Raw genomic sequence first — 23,950 nt, forward strand, 5'->3', positions numbered from 1 at the left:
GGATCAGTCCTCCTGGTGGGAAAGGGTGGTGTCACCGGTGGCCTCGGCGAGCCTGGCGGCCAGGATCGGTCCGATCTGGGCCAGCGAGCCGGCTTGGGTCATCCGGTCGTGCCGGGTGGTGATCTCGTGGGATTCGATCCGCCCGGCGATGTAGGGGCGCCAGATTCCGGGCCCGGCGTTGTCCTCGGCCCGGTCGATCGTGGAGTTGAACAGCAGCAGGTCTCCTTCGAACCTGCCGGGGACGAAGTCGACGGCCAGCTTCGCGTTGTTGATCATGATCTGGACGATGACCTCGATCTGGTCCTCCGTCAGGCCGGCCAGGGCGCTGCCCCGCCGGTTCAGGACCTCGGCGACCTCGCCGTAGGTCAGCGCCCGGTCGCCCAGCTCGTCCGGGTCGACGTCGAGCACCCCGACGAGCACGTCCCGCTCGGTGGGCACGGGCACCTCCTCGAACTGCACGTCCTTCACCGGGTAGGCGTCGAGGATCGCCAGCATGCCGGTCCGCTCGCCACGCGCCTGCAGCTCGCAGGCGACCGCGTGGGCGATCAGCCCGCCGGCGGACCAGCCGAGCACCAGGTACGGGCCCTCCGGCTGGATCTTCTGGATCTGGTCGGCGTAGTCGGCCGCCATCTCCTCGAAGGACGTCGGCAGGGGTTCGGGCCGACCGAGGCCGCGCGCCTGGATCGCGTAGACCGGGTGCTCCGGGCCGACGTGGTTCAGCAGCCCGCTGTACGACCAGCTGATGCCACCTCCGGGGTGGATGCAGAACAACGGCGTGCCGGTCCCGGTCGAACGCAGCGGCAGCAGCACGTCCAACGCGTCGTCGGGATCGTTCATGACCAGGCGCTCCGTGAGCCCGGCCACGGTCGGCGCCTCGAACAGCATGCGCAGGCCCAGCTCCACGCCGAGGGTCTCGCGGACGCGGGACGCCAGCCGGGCGGCCAGCAGCGAGTGCCCGCCGAGTTCGAAGAAGCTGTCGTCGATGCGCACCTGCTCCCGGCCGAGGACCTCTGCGAAGAGGTCGCACAGCAGTTGCTCCTGCGGCGTCCGGGGGCCGCGTCCGGCGCCCGGCGCCCCGTACTCGGGGGCGGGAAGGGCGGCCCGGTCCAGCTTGCCGTTGGCGGTCAGCGGCAGTGCCTCCACGGTGACGAACGCCGACGGCACCATGTACTCGGGCAGTTCGCGGCGCAGCCGCTCGGACAGCTCGCCCGCCTCGGGCGCGCCCTCGGGAGCGGGCACCAGGTAGGCGACGAGCCGCTTGTCGCCCGGCCGGTCCTCCCGGGCGACCACGGCCGCCTGGGAGACGCCCGGGCAGCTCGCGAGGATCGCCTCGATCTCGCCGGGCTCGATCCGCAGGCCGCGCAGCTTGACCTGGTGGTCGGCGCGTCCGGCGAACTCCAGCGTGCCGTCGGCCGGCCACCACGCCAGGTCGCCGGTGCGGTACATCCGGCTCCCGGGCGGCCCGTACGGATCGGCGGTGAAGCGCTCCGCCGTCAGGCCGGGCCGGCCGAGGTAGCCCCGGGCCACGCCGACCCCGGCGAGGTAGAGCTCGCCGACCAGGCCCGTCGGCACCGGCCGCAGGTGGTCGTCGAGCACGTAGGCGCGCATGTTCGCCATCGGCCCGCCGATCGGCACGGTCGCGGCGTGCTCGGGGAGGGTGCGCACCGGGTGGCAGGTGGCCAGGGTCGTGGCCTCGGTGGGCCCGTAGCCGTTGACCACCTCGATGCCGGGGCAGGCCGCCCGCACCCGGGCGACGGCGGCCGGGGAGACCACGTCACCGCCGGTCCACACCTCGCGCACCCCGGCGAGCAGGCCCGGCCGTTCCTCGGCGACCAGGCGGAACAGGCCGGCCGTCAGCCACAGTCCGGTCACCCCGTGCGCGGTGACCGTGTGCTGGAGCAGGTCGAGGTCGAGCCGCTCGGGCGGTGCGGCCACGACCCGGCCGCCGCTGAGCAGCGGCACCCACAGCTCGTACGTCGAGAGGTCGAAGGCGGTCGGGGAGTGCATCAGCACCCGCTCGTGTCCGCCGCCGTGCCATTCGGGGGTGAGCGCGAGGCCCACCACGTCGCGGTGGGTGACGGCCACGCCCTTCGGCCGGCCGGTCGAGCCGGAGGTGTACATGATGTACGCCAACTGCCGCTGGTCACACGGGACTTCGATGTCGGACGAGTCGGGCTCGGCCTGGATCAGCGCGGTCAGCACGTCCTCGGTGAGCACCAGCGCGGCCCCGGTCTCGCGGAGGATCAGCTCGATCCGGGAGGAGGGGAAGCGCGAGTCGAGCGGCACGTAGGCGCCGCCCGCCTTGATGATCGCCAGGATCGCCACGACCAGCTCCGCCGAGCGGTCCAGCATGACCGCGACCGGCGTCTCCGGCCGCACGCCCTGGCGGATCAGCGCCCGCGCGAGGCGGTTGGCCCGCAGGTCGAGTTCCCGGTAGGTCAGCTCGGTGCCGCCCGCCACGACCGCGACCGCGTCCGGGGTGGCCCGCACCTGGCGGGCGAACAGCTCCGGCACCGCGGCCTCGGGCAGCTCGACCGCGGCGCCGCTGGACGTGGACAGCAGCCGACGGCGTTCCTCGCCGGACATGATGTCGATCCGGCTGATCGGCCGGTCGGGGTCGGCGACCGCCGCGCTCAGCAGCCGCGCCCAGCGCTCGAACAGCAGCTCCACGGTGGGCGCGTCGAACAGGTCGGTGGCGTACTCCACCGCGCCGACCAGGCCGTCGAGGCCGCCGTCCGGGCGGAACTGCTCGGCCAGGCTGAACGTCAGGTCGACCCGCGAGGTCCCGGTCGGCGCCTCCAGGTGGCCGGTCTCCAGCCCCGGCAGCCCGAACTCGCCGAGCGGCGCGTTCTGCAGGGCCAGCATGATCTGGAACAACGGGTGGTGCGCCAGCGACCGGGTCGGGTTGACCACCTCGACCAGGTACTCGAACGGCACGTCCTGGTGGTCGTATGCGGTGAGCGCCTTCTGCCGCACCCGACCGAGCAGTTCGGCGAAACCGGGGTCGCCGCTCGTGTCGGTGCGCAGCACCAGGGTGTTGACGAAGAAGCCGACGAGCTCGTCCAGCGCCTGGTCGGTCCGCCCGGCGATCGGGCTGCCGATCGGGATGTCCGTGCCGGCGCCGAGCCGGGTGAGCAGCGCGGCGAGGCCGGCCTGGAGCACCATGAACATGCTGGCGCCGCGCGCGGTGGCCAGGTCCCGGAGCGCCTGGTGCAGTTCGGCGTCCAGCCGAACCGCCACCCGACCACCCAGCTGGGAGGCCACCGGCGGCCGGGGCCGGTCGGCGGGCAGCTGCACCTGTTGTGGAATTCCGGCCAACTCACCCTTCCAGTAGGCCAGCTGCCGGGCGAACAGGCTCTCCGGGTCGGCGGCGTCGCCGAGCAGGTCGCGTTGCCAGCGGGTGTAGTCGGCGTACTGCACCGGCAGCGGGGACCACTGCGGCTCCTCGCCCCGGCAGCGCGCCGCGTAGGCCGTCGCGAGGTCGCCGGAGAGCGGCCCCATCGACCAGCCGTCGGCGGCGATGTGGTGCACCACGACCAGCAGCGCGTGCCGGTCGGGGGCGAGCGCGTACAGCTCCGCCCGGACCGGCGGCTCGGCGGCCAGGTCGAAGCCGCGCCGGGCCACGTCCGCCAACCGTTCGGCCAGTCGGCTCTCGTCGAGCTCGACCACCGGCAGCGCCGGCTGTGCCTGCGAAGCGCTCAGGACGACCTGGTACGGCACACCGTCCGTCTCGCGGAAGACCGTCCGCAGGCTCTCGTGCCGGGCGACCACGTCCGCGAGCGCGGCGTGCAGGGCCGAGCGGTCGAGAGCGCCGGTCAGGCTCAGCGCGAACGGCATGTTGTAGGTGGCGCTCGGCCCGTCCATCCGGTGCAGGAACCACAGGCGTCGCTGGGCGAAGGACAGCGGCACCCGTTCGGGCCGCGGCTGGGCGGTCAGCGCGGGCCGCGCCGTTCCGGAGCCGTCGAGGCGAGCCGCCAGCCCGGCCACGGTCGGCGCCTCGAACAGCGTGCGGACTTCCAGCTCCGCCCCGAGGGTCGCCCGGACCCGGGAGGCGAGGCGGGTCGCCAGCAGCGAGTGCCCGCCCAGGTCGAAGAAGCTGTCATCCACTCCGACCTGGGCCAGCCCGAGCACCTCGGCGAACAGCTCGGCGAGGAGCTGCTCCTGCGGGGTGCGCGGCGCCCGCCCGACGCCGACCGAGCCGAGGTCGGGAGCGGGCAGCGCGCGACGGTCGAGCTTGCCGCTGGCTGTCAGCGGCAGCGCCTCCAGCGCCACGAACGCCGACGGGACCAGGTAGTCGGGAAGCCGCCCGCGCAGCCAGTCGCGGAGTTCGCCGATGAGGGCGCCGGTGCCCCGGCTGCCGGTCGGACGGTTGGTCAGCGACGACATCGCCCTGCCGGTGGCCCGGGCCGGCCGGTACGGCTCGACCGGGGAGCCTCGGTGCGCCCGGGGGTCGGCGAAGACGACGTCCAGGGCGTCGGCCGCGGTGGCCGACCAGGTGACGCCCACCCAGCGGTCGAGCTCCCGCCCGAGGGCCTGGAAGTCGTCCGGGTCGGGAAGGCCACCCTCCTCCGGGGCGTGCAGCCGCTCCAGCAGCTCGGCGAGCGCCCCGTCCCCGTTCTGCACCGCCCGGGCCAGGGCGGACTCCCGCACCACGCGACGGTTCGGCACCCCGGTGATCCGCAGCACGTCCGCGCGCGGGCGGGCGAGCAGCTCGCGCAGCTCGTCCAGTCCGGCGACCTGCCGACCCCACTCCAGCTCGACGGACCGGCTCGGGGCCGCCGGGCTGACCGGCGCCTTGTGCAGCGTCACGTCGTAGCGGTAGCGGGTCAGTTCGTTGTGGTGCCGGCCGCTCTTGACCTCCACGGCCACCGCGCCGATGTCCGTGCCGCGCTCCCGCAGGACGGTGAAGAAGTCCGGGTCGACCAGGAGCTCCTTCTCCACCCTCACGGCCTGCTCCACCGCACGGCGCACCGCCGCGAGGTCGGAGCCGTCACCGGTCCGGTGCAGCTGGACGGCGGTGGCCAGCGGGCGCAGCAGCCGCAGGTTGCGGACGTCGCCGACGAAGAGCGCGCCGCCGGGGGCGAGCAGCCCCATCAGCCGGTCGATCACGTCGGCGAGGTAGTCGACGGAGGGGAAGTACTGCACCACCGAGTTGATCACGACGGTGTCGAACTGCCCGGCCGGCAGTCCGTCGGTGTCGTGCGCCGGGCGGGTCTGCAGCACGACGCGCTCGGCCAGGTCCTCCTGCCGGACCACCTGCGCGGTCAGCGCGTCGATCGCGGTGGCGGAGAAGTCGGTCGCCCAGTACGTCTCGCAGTGCGGTGCGATCTGCGAGAGCAGTAGACCGGTGCCGACACCGACCTCCAGCACCCGGCGGGGGCGCAGGGCCAGGATGCGGGCCACGGTGGCGTCCCGCCACTCCCGCATCTGCTCGACGGGGATCGGGCTCGCGTCGTAACTGCTGTTCCAGCCGACGAAGTTCTGGCCGAAGGCGGCTTCCTCGGGAGCGATGGGCAGGGCGTCGTAGATGTCCTGCCACTCGCCCACGTGGTCCGCTTCCAGGCCGCTGTCCCGGGCCGCGTCCTGACGCGGTACGACGTAGCCGACGAGTCGGTCGTCCTGGGCGAGGACGGCCGCCTGGGCGACGGCGGGGTGCTCGGCCAGCGCCGCCTCGACCTCGCCGGGCTCGACCCGGAAGCCGCGGACCTTCACCTGGTCGTCGGCGCGGCCGACGTACTCCAGCTGGCCGTCACCCAGCCAGCGCACCAGGTCGCCGGTGCGGTACATGCGGCTCCCGGGCGGGCCGAACGGGCAGGCGACGAACCGTCCGGCCGTCAGGCCGGGCCGGTTCAGGTAGCCGCGCGCCAGACCCGCGCCCGCGACGTACAGCTCCCCCGCCACGCCCGGCGGCACCGGCCGCAGTCGCCCGTCCAGGACGTACACCCGGGCGTTGGCGATCGGACGGCCGATCGGCGGTACGCCCGCCCCCGGGGACAGCGGGTCGCTCATGGTCGCGCACACCGTGGTCTCGGTCGGACCGTACGCGTTGATCATCCGCCGGCCCGGTGCCCAGCGCTCCACCAGCTCCGGCGGGCACGCCTCACCCGCCACCACCAGCGTCGACACGGACACCGAGCCTTCCGGCACGGCGGCGAGGACGGACGGGGGCACGGTCACGTGGGTGACCTTGAGGCCCGGGTCGGTCAGCGCGGCGAGCGGCTCGGCCGCGGGAGGCAGCACCAGGGCCGCGCCGCGCAGCAGGGCGGTGTAGATCTCGGACACCGAGGCGTCGAAGCTGGGCGAGGCGAACTGGAGCACCCGGCTGTCGGGTTCGATCGCGAAGCGCTCGATCTGTCCGGCGACCAGACTCGCCACACCGCCGTGGCCGACCACGACGCCCTTGGGGCGGCCGGTCGAGCCGGAGGTGTAGATCACATAGGCGGGTTGCCGGACGTCGAGCGCGACCACGGGGTCGGTCTCCGGCCATGCGGACACCTCGGTCACCATCGCCGGGTCGTCGACCATCAGTGCCGGCTGGGCGTCCGCCAGCATGAACGCGATCCGCGACCGCGGGTACGCCGGGTCCACCGGCAGGTAGGCGGCCCCGGCCTTCAGCACACCGAGGACGGCCACCACGGACTCCACCGAGCGCGGCAGCGCCACGGCCACCAGCTGCTCCGGCTCCACACCCCGGGCGATCAGCGAGTGCGCGAACCGGTTGGCCCGGCAGTTGAGTTGGCGGTACGTCAACTCGACGTCGGCACACACCAGCGCGACCGCGTCCGGCGTCGCCGCCACCTGTGCCGCGAAGGCCTGCGGCACCGGGACGGCCGCCACCTCGCGGGCGGTCGCGTTGCCCCGCTCCAGCAGCCGGTGCCGCTCGTCGGCGTCGAGGAGGTCGATCCGTCCGATGGACTGGTCCGGGTCGGCGGTGACCGCCTCCAGGAGGAGCGTCCAGCGCCTGGTGAGAGCGGCGACCGTCGAGTGGTCGAACAGGTCGGTGGCGTACTCCACCGCGCCGACGATCCCGGCCGGGCTGCCGTCCGGACCGAACTGCTCGGCGAGGCTCACACCCAGGTCGAACTTGGCGGTTCCGGTGGCCACCGCGTAGGTGGCGACGTCCAGGCCGGGCAGCGAGAACCGGCCCATCGGCGCGTTCTGCACGGCCAGGACGGTCTGGAACAGCGGGTGGTGGGACAGCGACCGGGACGGGTTCAGCACCTCCACCAGGTGCTCGAACGGCACATCCTGGTGCGCGTACGCCGACAGCGCCGTCTCCCGCACCCGCCCCAACAGCTCGGCGAAACTCGGATCACCACTCGTGTCGGTGCGCAGCACCAACGTGTTGACGAAGAACCCGACCAGATCGTCCAACGCCTCGTCGGTACGCCCCGCGATCGGACTCCCGATCGGGATGTCCGTTCCCGCGCCCAGCCTCGTGTACAGCGCGGCGAGGCCTGCCTGCAGCACCATGAACAGGCTGGCGCCGGTGCGTCGCGCCAACTCCGTCAGAGCGGTGTGCAGTTCGGGGCTCAGCTCCAGGCCGACGTGGTCCCCGCGCCAGCCGGCGACGGCCGGCCGCGGCCGGTCGGCGGGCAGTCGGAGCAGCTCCGGCAGGTCGGAGAGCTGCCGCTTCCAGTAGTCGAGCTGCTCGGCGAACCTGCTCTCGGGGTCGGTGGCGTCGCCGAGCAGGTCGCGCTGCCACAGCGTGTAGTCCGCGTACTGCACCGGCAGGTCCGGCCGGCGCGGTGCGCGGCCCTCGCTCCGGGCCGCGTACGCCTCGGCCAGGTCGCGTGCCAGCGGACCGGTGGACCAGCCGTCACCGGCGATGTGGTGCATGACCAGCAGCAGCACATGGTCGTCCGGCGCGAGCGCGAGAAGCTCGGCCCGCAGCGGCGGTTCCGCCGCCAGGTCGAAGGGCTGTCGGGCGAACTCGGCGAGCCGCTCCCGCAGTTCGGCCTGCGACACCTCGGTCAGCCGGGCCCGGGGCCGGGCTGCCCCCGGTGCCAGGACGCGCTGGCACGGGACGCCGTCGACCTCCGGGAACACCGTCCGCAGGCTCTCGTGCCGGGCCACCACGTCCGCGAGCGCCTCGTCCAGCGCGGACCGGTCGAGCGTCCCGGTCAACTGGAGCGCCAGCGGGATGTGGTACGTCGCGGCGGTGCCGTCCATACGGTGCAGGAACCAGAGCCGGCGCTGGGCGAAGGACAGTGGCACGGCCTCCGGCCGCTCCCGTGCGGTCAGCGCCGGGCGGGCGTGACCGGCCTCGGCCAGCGCCTCGGCCAGGCCCGCCGCGGTGGGCGCCTGGAAGAGCGCGCGCAGCCCGAGCTCCACGCCGAGCACCGAGCGCACCCGCGCGGCCAGCCGGGTGGCGAGCAGGGAGTGCCCGCCCAGGTCGAAGAAGTCCTCGTCGACCCCGACCCCCGGCAGGCCCAGCACCTCGGCGAACAGCTCGCACAGGATCTGCTCCTGCGGCGTGCGCGGCGCCCGGCCACTCCCGGCGGGACCGGCCTCGGGCGCGGGCAGCGCCGCCCGGTCCAGCTTCCCGTTGGGCGTCAACGGCAACACGTCCAGCGGCACGAACGCCGACGGCACCAGGTAGTCGGGCAGCCGCTCGCGCAAGTACGCCGCCAGCTCCGCCGGTCGGACGGCCATGTCGGGACGGGCCGTCACATAGCCGACGAGCCGGTCGTCCTGGGCGAGCACGGCGGCCTGGGCGACCGCCGGGTGCTCGGCCAACGCCGCCTCGATCTCGCCGAGTTCGACGCGGAAGCCGCGGACCTTCACCTGCTCGTCGGCGCGGCCGACGTACTCCAGCTCGCCGTCGGCCCGGCGACGCACCAGGTCGCCGGTGCGGTACATGCGGCTCCCGGGCGGGCCGAACGGGCAGGCGAGGAACCGCCCGGCCGTCAGGCCGGGCCGGTTCAGGTAGCCGCGCGCCAGACCCGCGCCCGCGACGTACAGCTCCCCCACCACGCCCGGCGGCACCGGCCGCAGTCGCTCGTCGAGCACGTACACCCGGAAGCCCGCGACCGGTCGGCCGATCGGCGGCACGCCGGAGCCCGGCGACAGCGGGTCGCTCATGGTCGCGCACACCGTGGTCTCGGTCGGACCGTACGCGTTGATCATCCGGCGCCCGGGCGCCCAGCGGGCCACCAGCTCCGGTGCACAGGCCTCACCCGCCACCACCAGGGTGGCGGCCGTGAGGTCGGCGCCGTCCAGCGCGGCCAGGGCCGAGGGCGGCAATGTCACATGGGTGACGTCGAGTCGGCGGTCCGTCAGGGCCTCCAGCGGAGCCTCGGACGGGGCCAGGACGAGCGCGGCACCGGTGAGCAGGGCGCTGCAGAGGTCCCAGAAGGACGCGTCGAAGCTGGGCGAGGCGAACTGGAGCACCCGGCTGCCCGGCACCACGCCGAGCCGCTCGACCTGCGCCGCCACCAGGCCCGACACGCCGGAGTGGCTGACCACGACGCCCTTGGGGCGGCCGGTCGAGCCCGAGGTGTAGATCACATAGGCCGGATGCCGGACGTCGAGCGCGACCACGGGGTCGGTCTCCGGCCATGCGGACACCTCGGCCACCATCGCCGGGTCGTCGACCACCACCGACGGACGGGCGTCCGCCAGCATGAACGCGATCCGCGACCGCGGGTACGCCGGATCCACCGGCAGGTACGCGGCCCCGGCCTTCAGCACACCCAGGACCGCCACCACCGACTCCACCGACCGCGGCAACGCCACCGCCACCAGCTGCTCCGGCTCCACACCCCGCACGATCAGCGCGTGCGCGAACCGGTTCGCCCAGGCGTTGAGTTGACGGTACGTCAATTCAACATCGCCACACACCAGCGCGACCGCGTCCGGCGTCGCCGCCACCTGCGCCGCGAACAGCTCCGGCAGGCTCACCGGAGCCGCCCCACGCTCGGCGGCGGGCAGCAGCTCGCAGCGCTCCTCGCCGGACAGCAGGTCGATCCCGCCGATCGGCCGGTCGGGAGCGGCGGTAACCGCGGCCAGCAGCCTGGTCCACCGGGCGACCAGCGACTCGACCGTCGAACGGTCGAACAGGTCGGTGCTGTACTCGACGGCACCGCTGATTCCCGCCGGCGCGCCGTCGCTGCCGTGTTCCTCCGCGAGGCCGAAGGTCAGGTCGAGCCGCGAGGTCCCGGTGGGCACGGTCACCCCGGAGACCCGAAGGCCGGGGAGGTCGAAGTCGCCGCCCGGCGCGTTCTGGACGACCAGCCCCGTCTGGAACAGCGGGTGGTGGGACAGCGACCGGGACGGGTTCAGCACTTCCACCAGGTGCTCGAACGGCACATCCTGGTGCGCGTACGCCGACAGCGCCGTCTCCCGCACCCGCCCCAACAGCTCGGCGAAACTCGGATCACCACTCGTGTCGGTGCGCAGCACCAACGTGTTGACGAAGAACCCGACCAGATCGTCCAACGCCTCGTCGGTACGCCCCGCGATCGGACTCCCGATCGCGATGTCCGTCCCCGCACCCAACCGCGTGTACAGCGCCGCCAACGCCGCCTGCAACACCATGAACAGACTCGCACCCGAACGCCGCGCCAACCCCACCAGCGCCGCGTGCAGTTCGGCGTCGATCCGGAGTTCCAGCAGGTCGCCGCCGTAGGTCATGGCGGCCGGGCGCGGCCGGTCGACGGGCAGCTGCAGCTGCTCGGGCAGACCGGCCAACTCCTCGCTCCAGTAGGCGACCTGGCGGGCGAACACGCTGTCCGTGTCGCGCTCGTCGCCGAGGATCTCGTGCTGCCACAGGGTGTAGTCGCCGTACGTCACCGGCAGCGGCGGCCATGTGGGTGTCCCGCCGCCCCGCCGGGTGGCGTAGGCGGTGGCGAGGTCGCGGGCCAGCGGGCCCATGGACCAGCCGTCGCCCGCGATGTGGTGCATCACCAGCAGCAGCACGTGCTCGTCCGGCGCGACCGCGAACAGCTCCGCCCGCAGCGGTACTTCCGAGGTCAGGTCGAAGCCGCGCACCGCCGCCTCGCGCAGCAGGCCGGGCACCTCCGCCTCGCCGGCCGCGCGGACGGCCAGCGGGACGGCCGCCTCGTCGACGTCCAGCACCCGCTGGTGCGGGATTCCGGCGGTGTGCGGGAAGACCGTGCGCAGGGTCTCGTGCCGGGCCACCACGTCCGCGAGTGCGGCGCTCAGCGCCGCCCGGTCGAGGTCGCCGGACAGCCGCAGGGCCAGCGGCATGTGGTAGGTGGCGCTCGGCGCCCCGAACTGTTGGAGGAACCAGAGGCGGCGCTGGGCGAACGACAGCGGCATCGGCTCCCGGCGGACCCGGGGCATCAGGGCCTGCCGCGCGGTGGCGGCGTCGTGCAGCCCGGCCGCCAGCCCGGCGGGCGTCGGCGTCCGGAACAGGGCGCGCAGCTCCAGCTCGACCCCGAGGGTGGCCCGGACCCGCGACACCAGCCGGGTGGCCAGCAGGGAGTGCCCGCCCAGGTCGAAGAAGTCCTCGTCGACCCCGACCCGCGGCAGACCCAGCACCTCGGCGAACAGCTCGCACAGGATCTGCTCCTGCGGCGTGCGCGCCGCGCGGCCGCTCCCGACCGTGCCCGGCTCGGGCGCGGGCAGCGCCGCCCGGTCCAGCTTCCCGTTGGGCGTCAACGGCAACGCGTCCAGCAGCACGAACGCCGACGGCACCAGGTAGTCGGGCAGCCGCTCGCGCAAGTACGCCGCCAGTGCCGCCGCGGTGGCCGGCTCCGGTGCCGAGGGCACGACGTACGCGACGATCCGGGTCTCCCCCGGCCGGTCCTCGCGGGCGAGCACCGCGACCTGGGCGACGCCCGGGTGCGCGGTCAGCTCGGCCTCGATCTCGCCCGGCTCGATCCGGAAGCCGCGGACCTTCACCTGGTGGTCCACCCGGCCGGCGAACTCCAACTCCCCGTCGGCGCGCCAGCGGACCACGTCACCGGTGCGGTACATCCGCGCGCCGGCCGGACCGTACGGGTTGGCGACGAAGCGCCCGGCGGTGAGCCCGGACCGGTTCAGGTAGCCGCGCGCCAGCCCCGCCCCGGCCAGGTACAGCTCGCCCAGCACGCCGGGGGCGACCGGACGCAGGGCCGAATCCAGCACGTACGCCTGGCAGTTGGCGATCGGGCGACCGATCGGCACCGGCAGCGGGCAGGCGGTCGGGTCGGCCGGCAGCGGGTAGGCGGTGATCACATGGGTCTCGGCGGGGCCGTAGTGGTTGTGCAGCTCCCGGCCCGGCCGACGGGCCTGGAAGCGACGTACCGCACCGCCCAGGCGCATCGCCTCGCCGGCCTGGGCGACCAGTCGCAGGTGCGGCAGGTCCAGCCCGGCCTCCTCGGCGGCCTCGGCCAGCGCCTCGACCACCAGGTTGGGAGCGAACAGCTCGGCGACCCGGTGCCGGTCCAGCCAGTGAGCGAACAGCTCGGCGCTGCGGCGCTGCTCCTCGGTCGGCACCACCAGGGTCTTGCCGTACAGCAGTGCGGAGAGCACCTCCTGCACCGAGACGTCGAAGCTGATCGCGGTGAACTGCGCGGTGCGCGTGCCCGGTTCGCCGCCGACGGCCCGGTGGTGCCACTCCAGCAGGTTCAGCAGCCCGGCGGCGGGCATCACCACGGCCTTGGGCCGGCCGGTGGAGCCGGAGGTGTAGATGACGTAGGCCGGGTGGAGCGCGTCCACCGCGACGGCCGGATCGTGCTCCGGCAGGTCCCCGTCCGGTGTGACGGCGGCGAGGTCGTCGAGCACCACGGCCGGCCGGGCGTCCTCCCGCATGTACGCGATGCGGGCGGCCGGGTAGTCCGGGTCGATCGGCAGGTACGCCGCGCCCGTCTTGAGCACCGCGAGGACGGCGACCGCCAGCTCGGCCGAGCGCGGCAGCCGCAGGGCGACGACCTGCTCCGGCCCGACCCCACGTGCGATCAGCGCGTGGGCCAGCCGGTTGGCCCGGCGGTTCAGCTCGCGGTACGTCAGCACGGTGTCCTCGAACACCACCGCCGGGGCCTCCGGGGTCGCCCGAACCCGCGCCTCGAACAGGGCGGGCAGGCCGGCGGCGGGAGCCGGGCACGTGGTGTCGTTGCGCGCGACCAGCAGCTCGTGCCGCTCCTCGGCGGTGAGGACGTCGATCCGGCTCAGCGGCCGGTCGGGCTCGGCGACCACGGCCGCCAGCAGGCGGAGCCACCGGTCGACCAGCGCCGCCACGGTGGCGTGGTCGAACAGGTCGGTGCTGTACTCGACCCGCCCGACGATGCCCCCGGCCGCCCCGCCGGTGCCGCCGCGCTCCAGCAGGTGGAAGCCGAGGTCGAACATCGCCGTGGGCGTCCGCACCAGGACGATCTCAGAGCGCAGTCCGCTCAGCGCGAACTCGGTGCGGGGCACGTTCTGCAGCGCGAGCAGCACCTGGAACAGCGGCTGCCGGGCGAGCGACCGGGACGGGTTGAGGGCCTCGACGACGTGCTCGAACGGCAGGTCCTGGTGGGCGTACGCGCCGAGCGCGCCCTCCCGGACCCGGACCAGCAACTCGGCGAAGGACGGGTCGCCCGAGGTGTCGGTGCGCAGCACCAGGGTGTTGACGAAGAAGCCGACGAGCTCGTCCAGCTCCTGGTCCGTCCGGCCGGCGATCAGGCTGCCGACCGGGATGTCCGTGCCCGCGCCGAGCTTGTCCAGCAGCGCCGCCAGCGCGGCCTTCAGCACCATGTAGACGCTGGCCCCGTGCTCCCTTCCCAGGCGAACCAGCGCGCCGTGCAGCTCCGGGTCCAGGTCGATCGCCAGGTGGCCGCCCCGGTACGAGGTGGTCGCCGGACGGGGCCGGTCGGCGGGCAGCCGGATCTGCTCGGGCAGACCGGCCAGCCGGTCCGTCCAGTAGGCCGACTGCCGGGCGAACAGGCTCGCGGGGTCCTCGCGGTCGCCGAGCAACCGGTCGTGCCAGAGGGTGTAGTCGGCGTACTGCACCGGCAGCGGCGCCCAGCCCGGCTCCTCGCCCCGGCGGCGCGCCGCGTAGGCGGTGGCCAGGTCGGCGGCCAGCGGGCCCAGCGACCAGCCGTCACCGGCGATGTGGTGCACCACCAGGAGCAGCACGTGCTCCTCGGCGGCGAGTTCGAACAGCTCCGCACGCAACGGCGGTTCGGCCGCGAGGTCGAACCCGACCGCCGCGGCCCCGGTCAGCAGACCGGTCAGCTCCGTCTCGTCGGCCGGGGTGACCGGCAGGTCCGGCCGCACCTGCCCGGCGGCCAGCACGTGCTGGTACGGCACGCCGTCCACCGTCCGGAAGACCGTGCGCAGGGTCTCGTGCCGGTCGACGACGTCGCCCAGGGCCTGCGCCAGGGCCACCCGGTCCAAGGAGCCGGAGAGCCGCCACGCCAACGGCATGTTGTAGATCGGCCCGGCGCCCTCCAGCTGGTGCAGGAACCACAGCCGCCGCTGCGCGGACGACAGCGGCACCAACTCGGGCCGCTCCGCCCGCCCCAGGGCGAGCCGGGAGCGCTCGGCGCCGCCCAGCCCGGCGGCCAGCCCGGCGGCCAGCCCGGCCACCGTCGGGGTCCGGAACAGGGTGTGCAGCGCCAGCTCCACGCCCAGGGTCGCACGGACCCGGGCCACCAACCGGGTGGCCAGCAGGGAGTGCCCGCCCAGGTCGAAGAAGTCGTCGTCGACGCCGACCCCCGGCAGCCCCAGCACCTCGGCGAACAGCCCGGCCAGCACCTGCTCCTGGGGCGTGTGCGGTGCCCGGCCGGTCCGCGACCCGGTGGCGTCCGGCTCGGGCAGGGCGCGCCGGTCGAGCTTGCCGCTGGTGTTCAGCGGCAAGGCGCCGAGAGAGACGAACGCGGCGGGCACCATGTAGTCCGGCAGCCGCTCCCTCAGGTGCGCGCGCAGCTCGTCCGGCTGGACGTCCGCCGCGGTGGCGGGCACCAGGTAGGCGACCAGGCGGGTGTCCTCGGCCCGGTCCTTGCGGGCGATCACCGCGACCTGGCGGACCAGCGGGTGTTCCGCCAGCGCCGTCTCGATCTCACCGAGTTCGATCCGGAAGCCGCGCACCTTCACCTGGTCATCAGCACGGCCGACGTACTCCAGCTGGCCGTCGGGGCGCCGACGCACCAGGTCTCCGGTGCGATACATCCGCGCGCCGTCCGGGCCGAACGGGCAGGCGACGAACCGCCCGGCGGTCAGGCCCGGTCGGTTCAGGTAGCCACGGGCCAGGCCCGGGCCCGCGAGGTAGAGCTCCCCGGTCACCCCCGGTGCCACCAGACCCAGGCGATGGTCCAGCACGTACGCCCGTAGTCCGGCGACGGCGCGGCCGATCGGCGGCACGCCCGATCCCGGCGACAACGGGTCGCCGATCGTCGCGACGACCGTCGCCTCCGTCGGGCCGTACGCGTTGATCATCACCCGGCCCGGCGCCCAGCGCGTCACCAGCTCCGGCGGGCACGCCTCGCCCGCCACCGTCAGCGTCGGCACATCCACCGCGTCCGGCGACAGCGCCGCCAGCACCGAGGGCGGCACCGTCGCATGGGTGAGCGCGAGGCTCTGGTCGGTCAGCGCGGCGACCGGCTCGCCCGCGGGCGGCGGCACCAGGGTCGCGCCGCCGAGCAGGGCGCCGAGGATGTCCCACAGCGAGACGTCGAAGCTGGGCGAGGAGAACTGGAGCACCCGGCTGTCGGCGCCGATGCCGAGCCGCTCGACCTGGGCCGCCGCCATGGCCCGCACACCCGCGTGGCTCACCACCACGCCCTTGGGCCGGCCGGTCGAACCCGAGGTGTAGATCACGTACGCCGCGTGCCGGGCGTCCCCGGTGACGACCGGATCGGTCTCCGGCCACTGCGACACCTCGGCCACCGTCGCCGGGTCGTCGACCACCACGCTCGGCCGGGCGTCCGCCAGCATGAACGCGATCCGCGACTGCGGGTACACCGGATCCACCGGCAGGTAGGCGGCTCCGGCCTTCAGCACGCCCAGGACGGCCACCACGAACTCCACCGACCGCGGCAGCGAGATCGCCACGACCTGCTCGGGCGCCACCCCGCGATCCATCAGCGCATGCGCGAACCGGTTGGCCCACGCGTTCAACCGCCGGTACGTCAGCTCGACGTCCTCGGCGGCCAGGGCGACAGCCTCCGGGGTGGCCGCCACCTGCGCCGCGAAGGCCTCCAGCACGCTCTCGGCGTCCGCCCCGTCCTCGACGGCGGGCAGCAGCTCACGGCGCTCCTCGGCGGACAGCAGGTCGAGGCCGCCGAGCCGGCGCTGCGGGTCGGCGACGGCCGCCGTCAGCAGCCGGACCAGGCGCGCCACCATCGTCTCGACGGTGGCCGGGTCGTACAGGTCGCTCGCGAACTGGACGAAGGCGTCGATCCCGGCCGGGGAGCCGTCCTCGGCGTGCCGCTCGGACAGCGACAGGACCAGGTCGAACTTGGACGTGGTGGTGGCCAGCTCCAGCCCGCCGACCCGCAGGCCGGGCGGGGCGAACTCGGCCCGGGGGTTGTTCTGCAGCACCAGCATGACCTGGAAGAGCGGGTGGTGGGAGAGCGACCGCACCGGATTGAGGGCCTCGACCAGGTGCTCGAACGGCAGGTCCTGGTTGGCGTACCCGGCCAGCGCGGTGTCCCGGACGCGGGCGAGGAGCTCGGCGAAGGTCGGGTCGCCCGAGGTGTCCGTGCGGAGCACCAGGGTGTTGACGAAGAAGCCGACCAGTTCGTCCAACGCCTGGTCGCCACGGCCGGCGGTGAGGCTGCCGACCGGGATGTCGTCCCCCGCGCCGAGCCTGCTCAGCAGGGCCGCGAGCCCGGCCTGGAGCACCATGAACAGACTGGTGCCGTTGGTACGGCCGAGCTCGCGCAGCCCACGGTGCAGCTCCGCGTCCAGCTCGGCCCGCACGAAGCCGCCCCGGTGCGAGGCGACCGCCGGTCGGGGCCGGTCGGTGGGCAGCTGGATCTGTTCCGGCAGGTCGGCCAACTGCCGCGTCCAGTAGGCCGCCTGGCGGGCGAACGGGCTGTCGCTGTCGGTCGCCTCGCCGAGCAGCTCGTGCTGCCACAGGGTGTAGTCGGTGTACTGGACGGCCAGCGGCTCCCGGCGCGGCTCCTCGCCCCGGCAGCGGGCCGCGTAGGCCTCGGTGAGGTCGATGGCCAACGGGCCGAGCGACCATCCGTCGCCCGCGATGTGGTGGAGCACCAACAGCAGCACGTGCTCGTCCGGCGCCAGCTCGAACAGCTCGGCGTGCAGCGGCAGTTCGGCTTCCAGGTCGAACCGGTGGGCCTGTGCCGCCGCCAGTGCGTCGGACAGCCCGCCCTCCGTGGTCCGGCGCACGGCGAGACCGGGGCGGGCCGCGACGACGTCCAGCACCTGCTGGTACGGCACGCCGTCCACCACCGGGAACACCGTCCGCAGGCTCTCGTGCCGGGCCACGACGTCCGTCAGCGCGGCGTGCAGCGCCTCCCGATCGAGCGGGCCGGACAGCCGCCAGGCCAACGGGATGTTGTAGTTCGCACTGGCGCCCTCCAGTTGGTGGAGGAACCACAGCCGCCGCTGCGCGAACGACAGCGGGATCCTCTCCGGCCGTCGGTACGGAGCCGGCGCGGCCTGCGCCGGTCCGGCCGCCACGAGCGCCGCGGCCAGGCCGGCCGGGGTCGGCGCCTCGAACAGGGTGCGCAGTTCCATCTCCACACCGAGCGTCGCGCGGATCCGGGCGGCCAGGCGGGTGGCCAGCAGGGAGTGCCCGCCCAGGTCGAAGAAGCCGTCCTCTACGCCGACGGACCCCACCCCGAGGATCTCGGCGAACAGCTCGCAGAGGATCTGCTCCTGCGGGGTGCGCGGCGCGCGGCCGGTGGCCGCCTGGGCGAGGTCGGGCGCGGGCAGGGCCCGATGGTCCAGCTTGCCGTGGGCGGTCAGCGGCAGCGCGTCCAGCAGGACGAACGCGGCCGGCACCATGTACTCGGGCAGCCGCCCGGCCAGGTGCTCGCGCAGGTCGGCCGTGCGCGGCGCGGGGCCCGCGGCCGGTACCAGGTAGGCGACCAGCCTGGTGTCGTCGGCCCGCTCCTGCCGGGCCAGCACGGCGACCTGCGCGACGGCCGGGTGCGCCGCCAGCGCCGCCTCGACCTCACCGAGCTCGATCCGGAAGCCGCGCACCTTCACCTGCTGGTCGGCCCGGCCGACGTAGCGCAGGCTGCCGTCCGCGGCGCGGCGCACCACGTCGCCGCTGCGGTACATCCGGGAGCCGACCGGTCCGAAGGGGTCGGCGACGAACCGCCCGGCGGTCAGGCCGGGCCGGTTCAGGTAGCCGCGTGCCAGCCCGGCGCCCGCGACGTACAGCTCGCCGGGCACGCCCGGGGCGACCGGTCGCAGCCCGGAGTCCAGCACGTACGTCCGCAGGTCCGGGAGGGCCGCGCCGACCTGGCCGGCGGCGGCGCCGGAGCAGCCGAGCGGCGCGTAGGTGACGTGCACCGTGGTCTCGGTGATGCCGTACATGTTGACCAGCCGCGGCGCGTCCTCCGCGTGCCGCTCGTACCAGCTCGCCAGCCGGGCGTGCTCCAGCGCCTCGCCGCCGAACACCACCGTGCGCAGGGCGAGTCGGCGGCCGGTCTCCGGGGCCTCCGCGTCCGCCTGCATCAGCTGGTGAAAGGCGGACGGCGTCTGGTTGAGCACCGTCACCCGCTCGCGGGCGAGGAGCTCCAGGAACCGGCCGGGCGAACGGCTGGTGTCGTGGTCCACGACCACCAGCCGGCCGCCGTGCAGCAGCGCGCCCCACAGCTCCCACACCGAGAAGTCGAAGGCGTAGGAGTGGAAGAGCGTCCAGACGTCCTCGGCGGAGAAGCCGAACAGCTCCTCGGTGGCACCGAACAGCCGCAGCACGTTCCGGTGCGGGACCACCACGCCCTTGGGGTCGCCGGTGGACCCGGAGGTGTGGATGACGTAGGCGGGGTGGCCGGGGTCGACCGAGATCCCCGGATCCGTGTCCGGCAGTCCGTCCAGGTCGAGCGTGTCCAGCAACAGCCGGTCCACCGGCTCCGCACCCGGCAGTTCACCGATCCGGCTCGTCGTCAGCAGCAGCGACGGCCGGGTGTCCTGGAGCAGGTAGGCGATCCGGGCCGCCGGGTACTGCGGGTCCACCGGCACGTACGCGGCGCCGGCCTTGAGCACCGCGAGCACCGCCACGACCAGATCCGCCGAGCGCGGCAGGGCCAGCGCCACCAGCTGCTCCGGTCCCACGCCCCGGTCGATCAGGGCATGCGCGAGCCGGTTGGCCCGGGCGTTCAACTCGCCGTACGTCAGGGCGACTTCGCCGCTCACCACGGCGACCGCGGCCGGGTTCGCCCGCACCTGCCGCTCGAAGAGCGCGGTGATGCCGCTCTCCGGCAGCTCCCCGGTGAGGGCTTCGCCGGCCGGCAGCAGCGCGCGGAGCTCGTCGACGGACAGCACGTCCACCTGACCGATCCGTCGGCCGGGATCGGCGACCACGGCCCGCAGCAGCCGCAGCCACCGGTCGACGATCCCCGCCACGGTGGCAGCGTCGAACAGGTCGGTGCTGTACTCCACCACACCCGACAGCCCGTCCGCGTCGGGCTGTTCGGCCAGGATGAAGGTCAGGTCGCACTTGGCCGTCCCGGTGTGGACCAGGTCGGTCGCCACCCGCAGCCCCGGCAGGTCGAACGCGCCGAGCGGCGCGTTCTGCAGGGCGAGCATGGTCTGGAACAGGGGGTGGTGCGCCAGCGTCCGGGTGGGGTTCAGCGCCTCCACCAGGTGCTCGAACGGCACGTCCTGGTGCGCGTACGCGGCCAGCGCGTCCGAGCGCACCCGGCCGAGCAGTTCGGTGAACGACGGGTCGCCGGACAGGTCGGCGCGCAGCACCAGGGTGTTGACGAAGAAGCCGACCAGGTCGTCCAGGGCCTCGTCGGTGCGTCCGGCGATCGGCGTGCCGATCGGGACGTCGGTGCCGGCGCCGAGCTTGCCCAACAGAGCGGCCAGCCCGGCCTGGAGCACCATGAAGAGGCTGGCGCCGCCGCCGCGGGCGAGTTCGCGCAGGCCCTGGTGCAGCTCGGCGTCGATCCGCACCGGCAGGTGGGCGCCCCGGTAGGACATCACCGCCGGACGGGGCCGGTCGAAGGGCAGCTCCACCTGTTCGGGAAGCTCCGCCAGCTGCACCCGCCAGTAACCGAGTTGGTCGTTCAGCAGGCTGTCCGGGTCCGCGCCGTCACCGAGCAGCTCCCGCTGCCAGAGGGCGTAGTCGGCGTACTGGACCGGCAGCGGCGACCACTCCGGCTTCGCCCCCTCGGCGCGGGCCGCGTAGGCGGCCGTCAGGTCCCGCGAGAGCGGCCCCATCGACCAGCCGTCACCGGCGATGTGATGCACCACGAGCAGCAGCACGTGCTCCTCGGTCCCCAGCTGGAACAGTTCGGCGTGCAGCGGCGGCTCCGCGGAGAGGTCGAAGCCGTACCGGGCCGCCTCCGCCAGCCGGTCCGGCAGGTCGCGCTCGCCGACCTCGGTCACCCGCAGCCGCGGGTGTGCCGCGTCGGGGTCCAGCACGCGCTGGTACGGCACGCCGTCGATCACCGGGAAGACGGTGCGCAGGCTCTCGTGCCGCTCCAGCACGTCCGCCAGGGCGGCCTCCAGGGCCCGCTGGTCCAGGTTTCCGGACAGCCTCAGCGTCAGCGGGATGTTGTAGGTGGCGCTCGGCCCCTCCATGCGGTGCAGGAACCACAGCCGGCGCTGCGCGAAGGACAACGGGACCGTCTCGGGCCGCTCGCGGCGCCCCAGCGCCGGGCGCGCCCGGCCCGCGACGTCCACCGCAGCCGCCAGTTCCGCGACCGTCGGTGCGTCGAACAGGTCGCTCAGTCTCAGCTCGACGCCCAGCACCGACCGTGCCCGGGCGACCAGCCGGGTGGCCAGCAGCGAGTGCCCTCCGAGGTCGAAGAAGCTGTCGTCCACTCCGGCCTCGGCCACCCCGAGCACCTCGGCGAACAGCCCGGCGAGCAGGTGTTCGGTCGCGGTGCGCGGAGCACGGCCCGGGGCGGCCGCGGTCTGCTCCGGCGCGGGGAGGGCCCGCCGGTCGAGCTTGCGGTTCGGCGTCAGCGGCAGCGCGTCCAGGGTCACGAACGCGGCCGGCACCATGTACTCCGGCAGCCGCTCGCGCAGGTGCTCGCGCAGCTCGGCCGCGACGACCTCGGCACCGGACGCCGCGGTACCGCCCGCCGTGGTACCGGACGCCGGCACCACGTAGGCGACCAGCCGGGCGTCCCCTTCGGTGCGCACCAGAACGGCGGCCTGTGCGACCCGCGGGTGCTCCATGAGCACGGTCTCGATCTCGCCGAGTTCGATCCGGAATCCCCGGATCTTGACCTGGTCGTCGGTGCGGCCGAGGAACTCCAGGTTCCCGTCCGCGTCCCACCGCACCAGGTCGCCGGTGCGGTACATCCGCGAGCCGGCCGGCCCGAACGGATCGGCTGTGAAGCGCCCGGCGGTCAGACCCGGCCGGTTCAGATAGCCACGTGCCAGGCCCGCACCGGCGATGTACAGCTCACCCGCCGCGCCCACGGGTAGCGGCTGCAGTGCGCCGTCCAGCACGTACAGCCGGGCGTTGCCGACCGGACGGCCGATCACCGGGCGTCGGCTCGACCCCAGCGGCGCGACGACCGAGTTGACCGTGCACTCGGACGGCCCGTAGAAGTTCAGGCAGGACACCCCGTCGGCCGCCCGCAGCCGCTCCCACAGCTGCTCCGGAACAGCCTCCCCGCCCGCCGCGACGATCGCCGGGCGCCACTGGGGACCGTCCAACAGTCCCCGTGAGACGAGGACTTGGAGGTACGACGGGGTGGCCTCGATGAAGTCGAGGCGATGACGCCGGGCGTAGTCGACGAAGGCGTCCGGGTCGGTCCAGGTCGCATGGTCCAGGACGTGCAGCTCGTGGCCCGCGCACAGGCCGAGCAGCTGGTTCCAGGAGGCGTCGAAGGAGACCGACGTGGTGAGCGCCACGCGAAGCCGGCCCCGTCCCGTGAGCAGGGGTGGGAACAGTGCCCGCTGCTGGTCGGCGAACAGGTTGAGCAGGCCGCCGTGCGTCGGCACCACGCCCTTGGGCCGCCCGGTGGAACCGGACGTGTAGATGACGTAGGCCGGATGCGCCGGATCGACGGCCACCGCCGGATCCGCTGCCGGGCAGCCCGCCACCATCGCCGCCGTCTCCGGGTCGTCGACCACCAGCCGCTCGACGGGAGCGGCCTCGGGCAGCCGGTCCCGGGTGTGGGCGTCGGTCACCACCAGGACCGGCCGCGCGTCGTCGAGCATGTACCCGACCCGGGCGGCGGGGTACTCCGGATCGACCGGAACATAGACGGCCCCGGCCTTGAGCACCGCGAGGACCGCCACCACCAGTGCCGCCGAACGCGGCAGGGCCACCGCCACCGGCAGCTCCGCCCCCGCCCCGCGGGCGATCAGGGCGTGCGCCAGCCGGTTCGCCCGCACGTCCAGCTCCGCGTACGTCAGCGACGCGTCCGGCCCCACCACCGCGACCGCGTCCGGCGTCGCCCGCACCTGCGCGCGGAACACCTCCGGCAGGCTGCCGGCGGAGACCCCGGTCACCGGGCCGGTGCCCAGCTCCAGCAGCTCACGCTCCTCGTCCGCGGCGAGCAGGCCGATCCGGCCGACCGGCTCCTGCGGGTCGCAGTCCGCGACGGTGTCCAGCAGTGCGATCAGCCGCCGTTGGTGGACGGCGAGTTCGTCGTCGCTCCACGTCTGGGGCGCGCCCTTGAGTTCGACCTGGAGTTCACCGTCTCCCCGCCGGCCTGTGATCCAGAGCGACAGCCCGGAGGTCGGTTCCGGGAGCAGGTAGTGCAGCGTGGCGGGATGCCCGGCAAAGCTCGGCGCGGAGTCGAAGACCATGATGTTGACGACCAGTGGGAACGCCGCCCCGGTGACGGAGAGATCACCGAGTTCCCGGAACAGGTCCTCACTGCGGTAGCGCTGGTGCGCGAGCGCCCCGTCGGCCTCCCGTGCCACCTCGGTGACGAGGTCGTGCCACCGCATGTCCGGACGCACCGGCAGGCGCAGTGGCACCACGTTCGCCACCGTGCCGGGCGAGGACATCAGGGCGCGTTCGGCTCCCTCGCGCCCGGTGACGGGAAGGCCGATCAGCACGTCCCGGTCCCCGGTGAGCCGGTGTGTGTAGAGAGCCGCCGCCGCGATCAGCGCCCGGGACCAGTGGACCTCGGTCTCCGCTACCGCCGATCGCAGCGCGTCCACGCGGAACGGCGCCGGTTCCACCTCGGTACGCGGGCCGCTCCCACGACGCGGAGCCCGGCCGGTGAGGTGGGTCGGTTCCGGCCGGTCGGCGAGCCGCTCCGTCCAGTACGAACGATCGGCGGTGAGCTGCGCTGAGACACGGTAGTCGACGTCACTGCGGATCAGCTCGTCCAGCGAACGCAGCGGGGACGACGGGACCGGTCCACCCCCCGCCAGCGCCGTGTACATCCGCGTGATCCGTCGCCGGACCAGGGAGAGACCGAACCCGTCCATCACCAGGTGGTGGTAGTTCTGGTACAGGAGGTGGTGCACCGGCGAGAGGCTGATCAACGCGAAGCTGAAGAGCGGGTCACGGGCGAGGTCCAGCGGACGCATCCGGTCCCGGGCCATCCATGCCAGGGCCGCCGCCCGGGCATCGGGCTCCGAGCTGAGGTCGAGCCGAGTCGGCTCCCAGTCCCATGCCGCACGGACGACCTGCCGCGGTTCCTGCCCGTCGTGGACGAAGCTCACGTGCAGCGCGTCGATCTCGTCGACGACCCGGCACAGCGTGATCTCGAGCAGCTCCGCATCGACCGGTCCGTGGACCTCCAGGTATTCGCCGATGCGGTAGGCGTCGAGCGCTGTCCGGGAGCGCTGCTCGGCGAGCCAGATCTCACGCTGGGCTGCCGTCAGGGGAAGGACGTCGCCGTCGCGACGGGACATGGGGGGTACCTCCAGAAGTGTGGGCGGGCGTACGCGCGCGGCACGCCGG

General features: G+C 74.0%; 1 protein-coding gene. It reads right to left on the minus strand.

Annotated elements, in window-relative coordinates; all coding sequences use genetic code 11:
- Positions 1–3: 3 nt before the first annotated feature.
- Positions 4–23,901 carry a non-ribosomal peptide synthase/polyketide synthase gene (locus ABZW30_RS19165; RefSeq protein WP_355672297.1) on the minus strand — a complete coding sequence of 7,966 codons (23,898 nt, stop codon included), beginning with the start codon at positions 23,899–23,901 and terminating at the stop codon, positions 4–6.
- Between the last annotated feature and the right edge of the window lie 49 nt (positions 23,902–23,950).

This window comes from Kitasatospora sp. NPDC004669, from assembly GCF_040609455.1.
Taxonomy (GTDB): Bacteria; Actinomycetota; Actinomycetes; order Streptomycetales; family Streptomycetaceae; genus Kitasatospora.

Coding starts and splice junctions, on each gene's coding strand:
- ABZW30_RS19165 (WP_355672297.1), bottom strand. CDS start 23,901: ATGTCCCGTCGCGACGGCGACGTCCTTCCCCTGACGGCAGCCCAGCGT.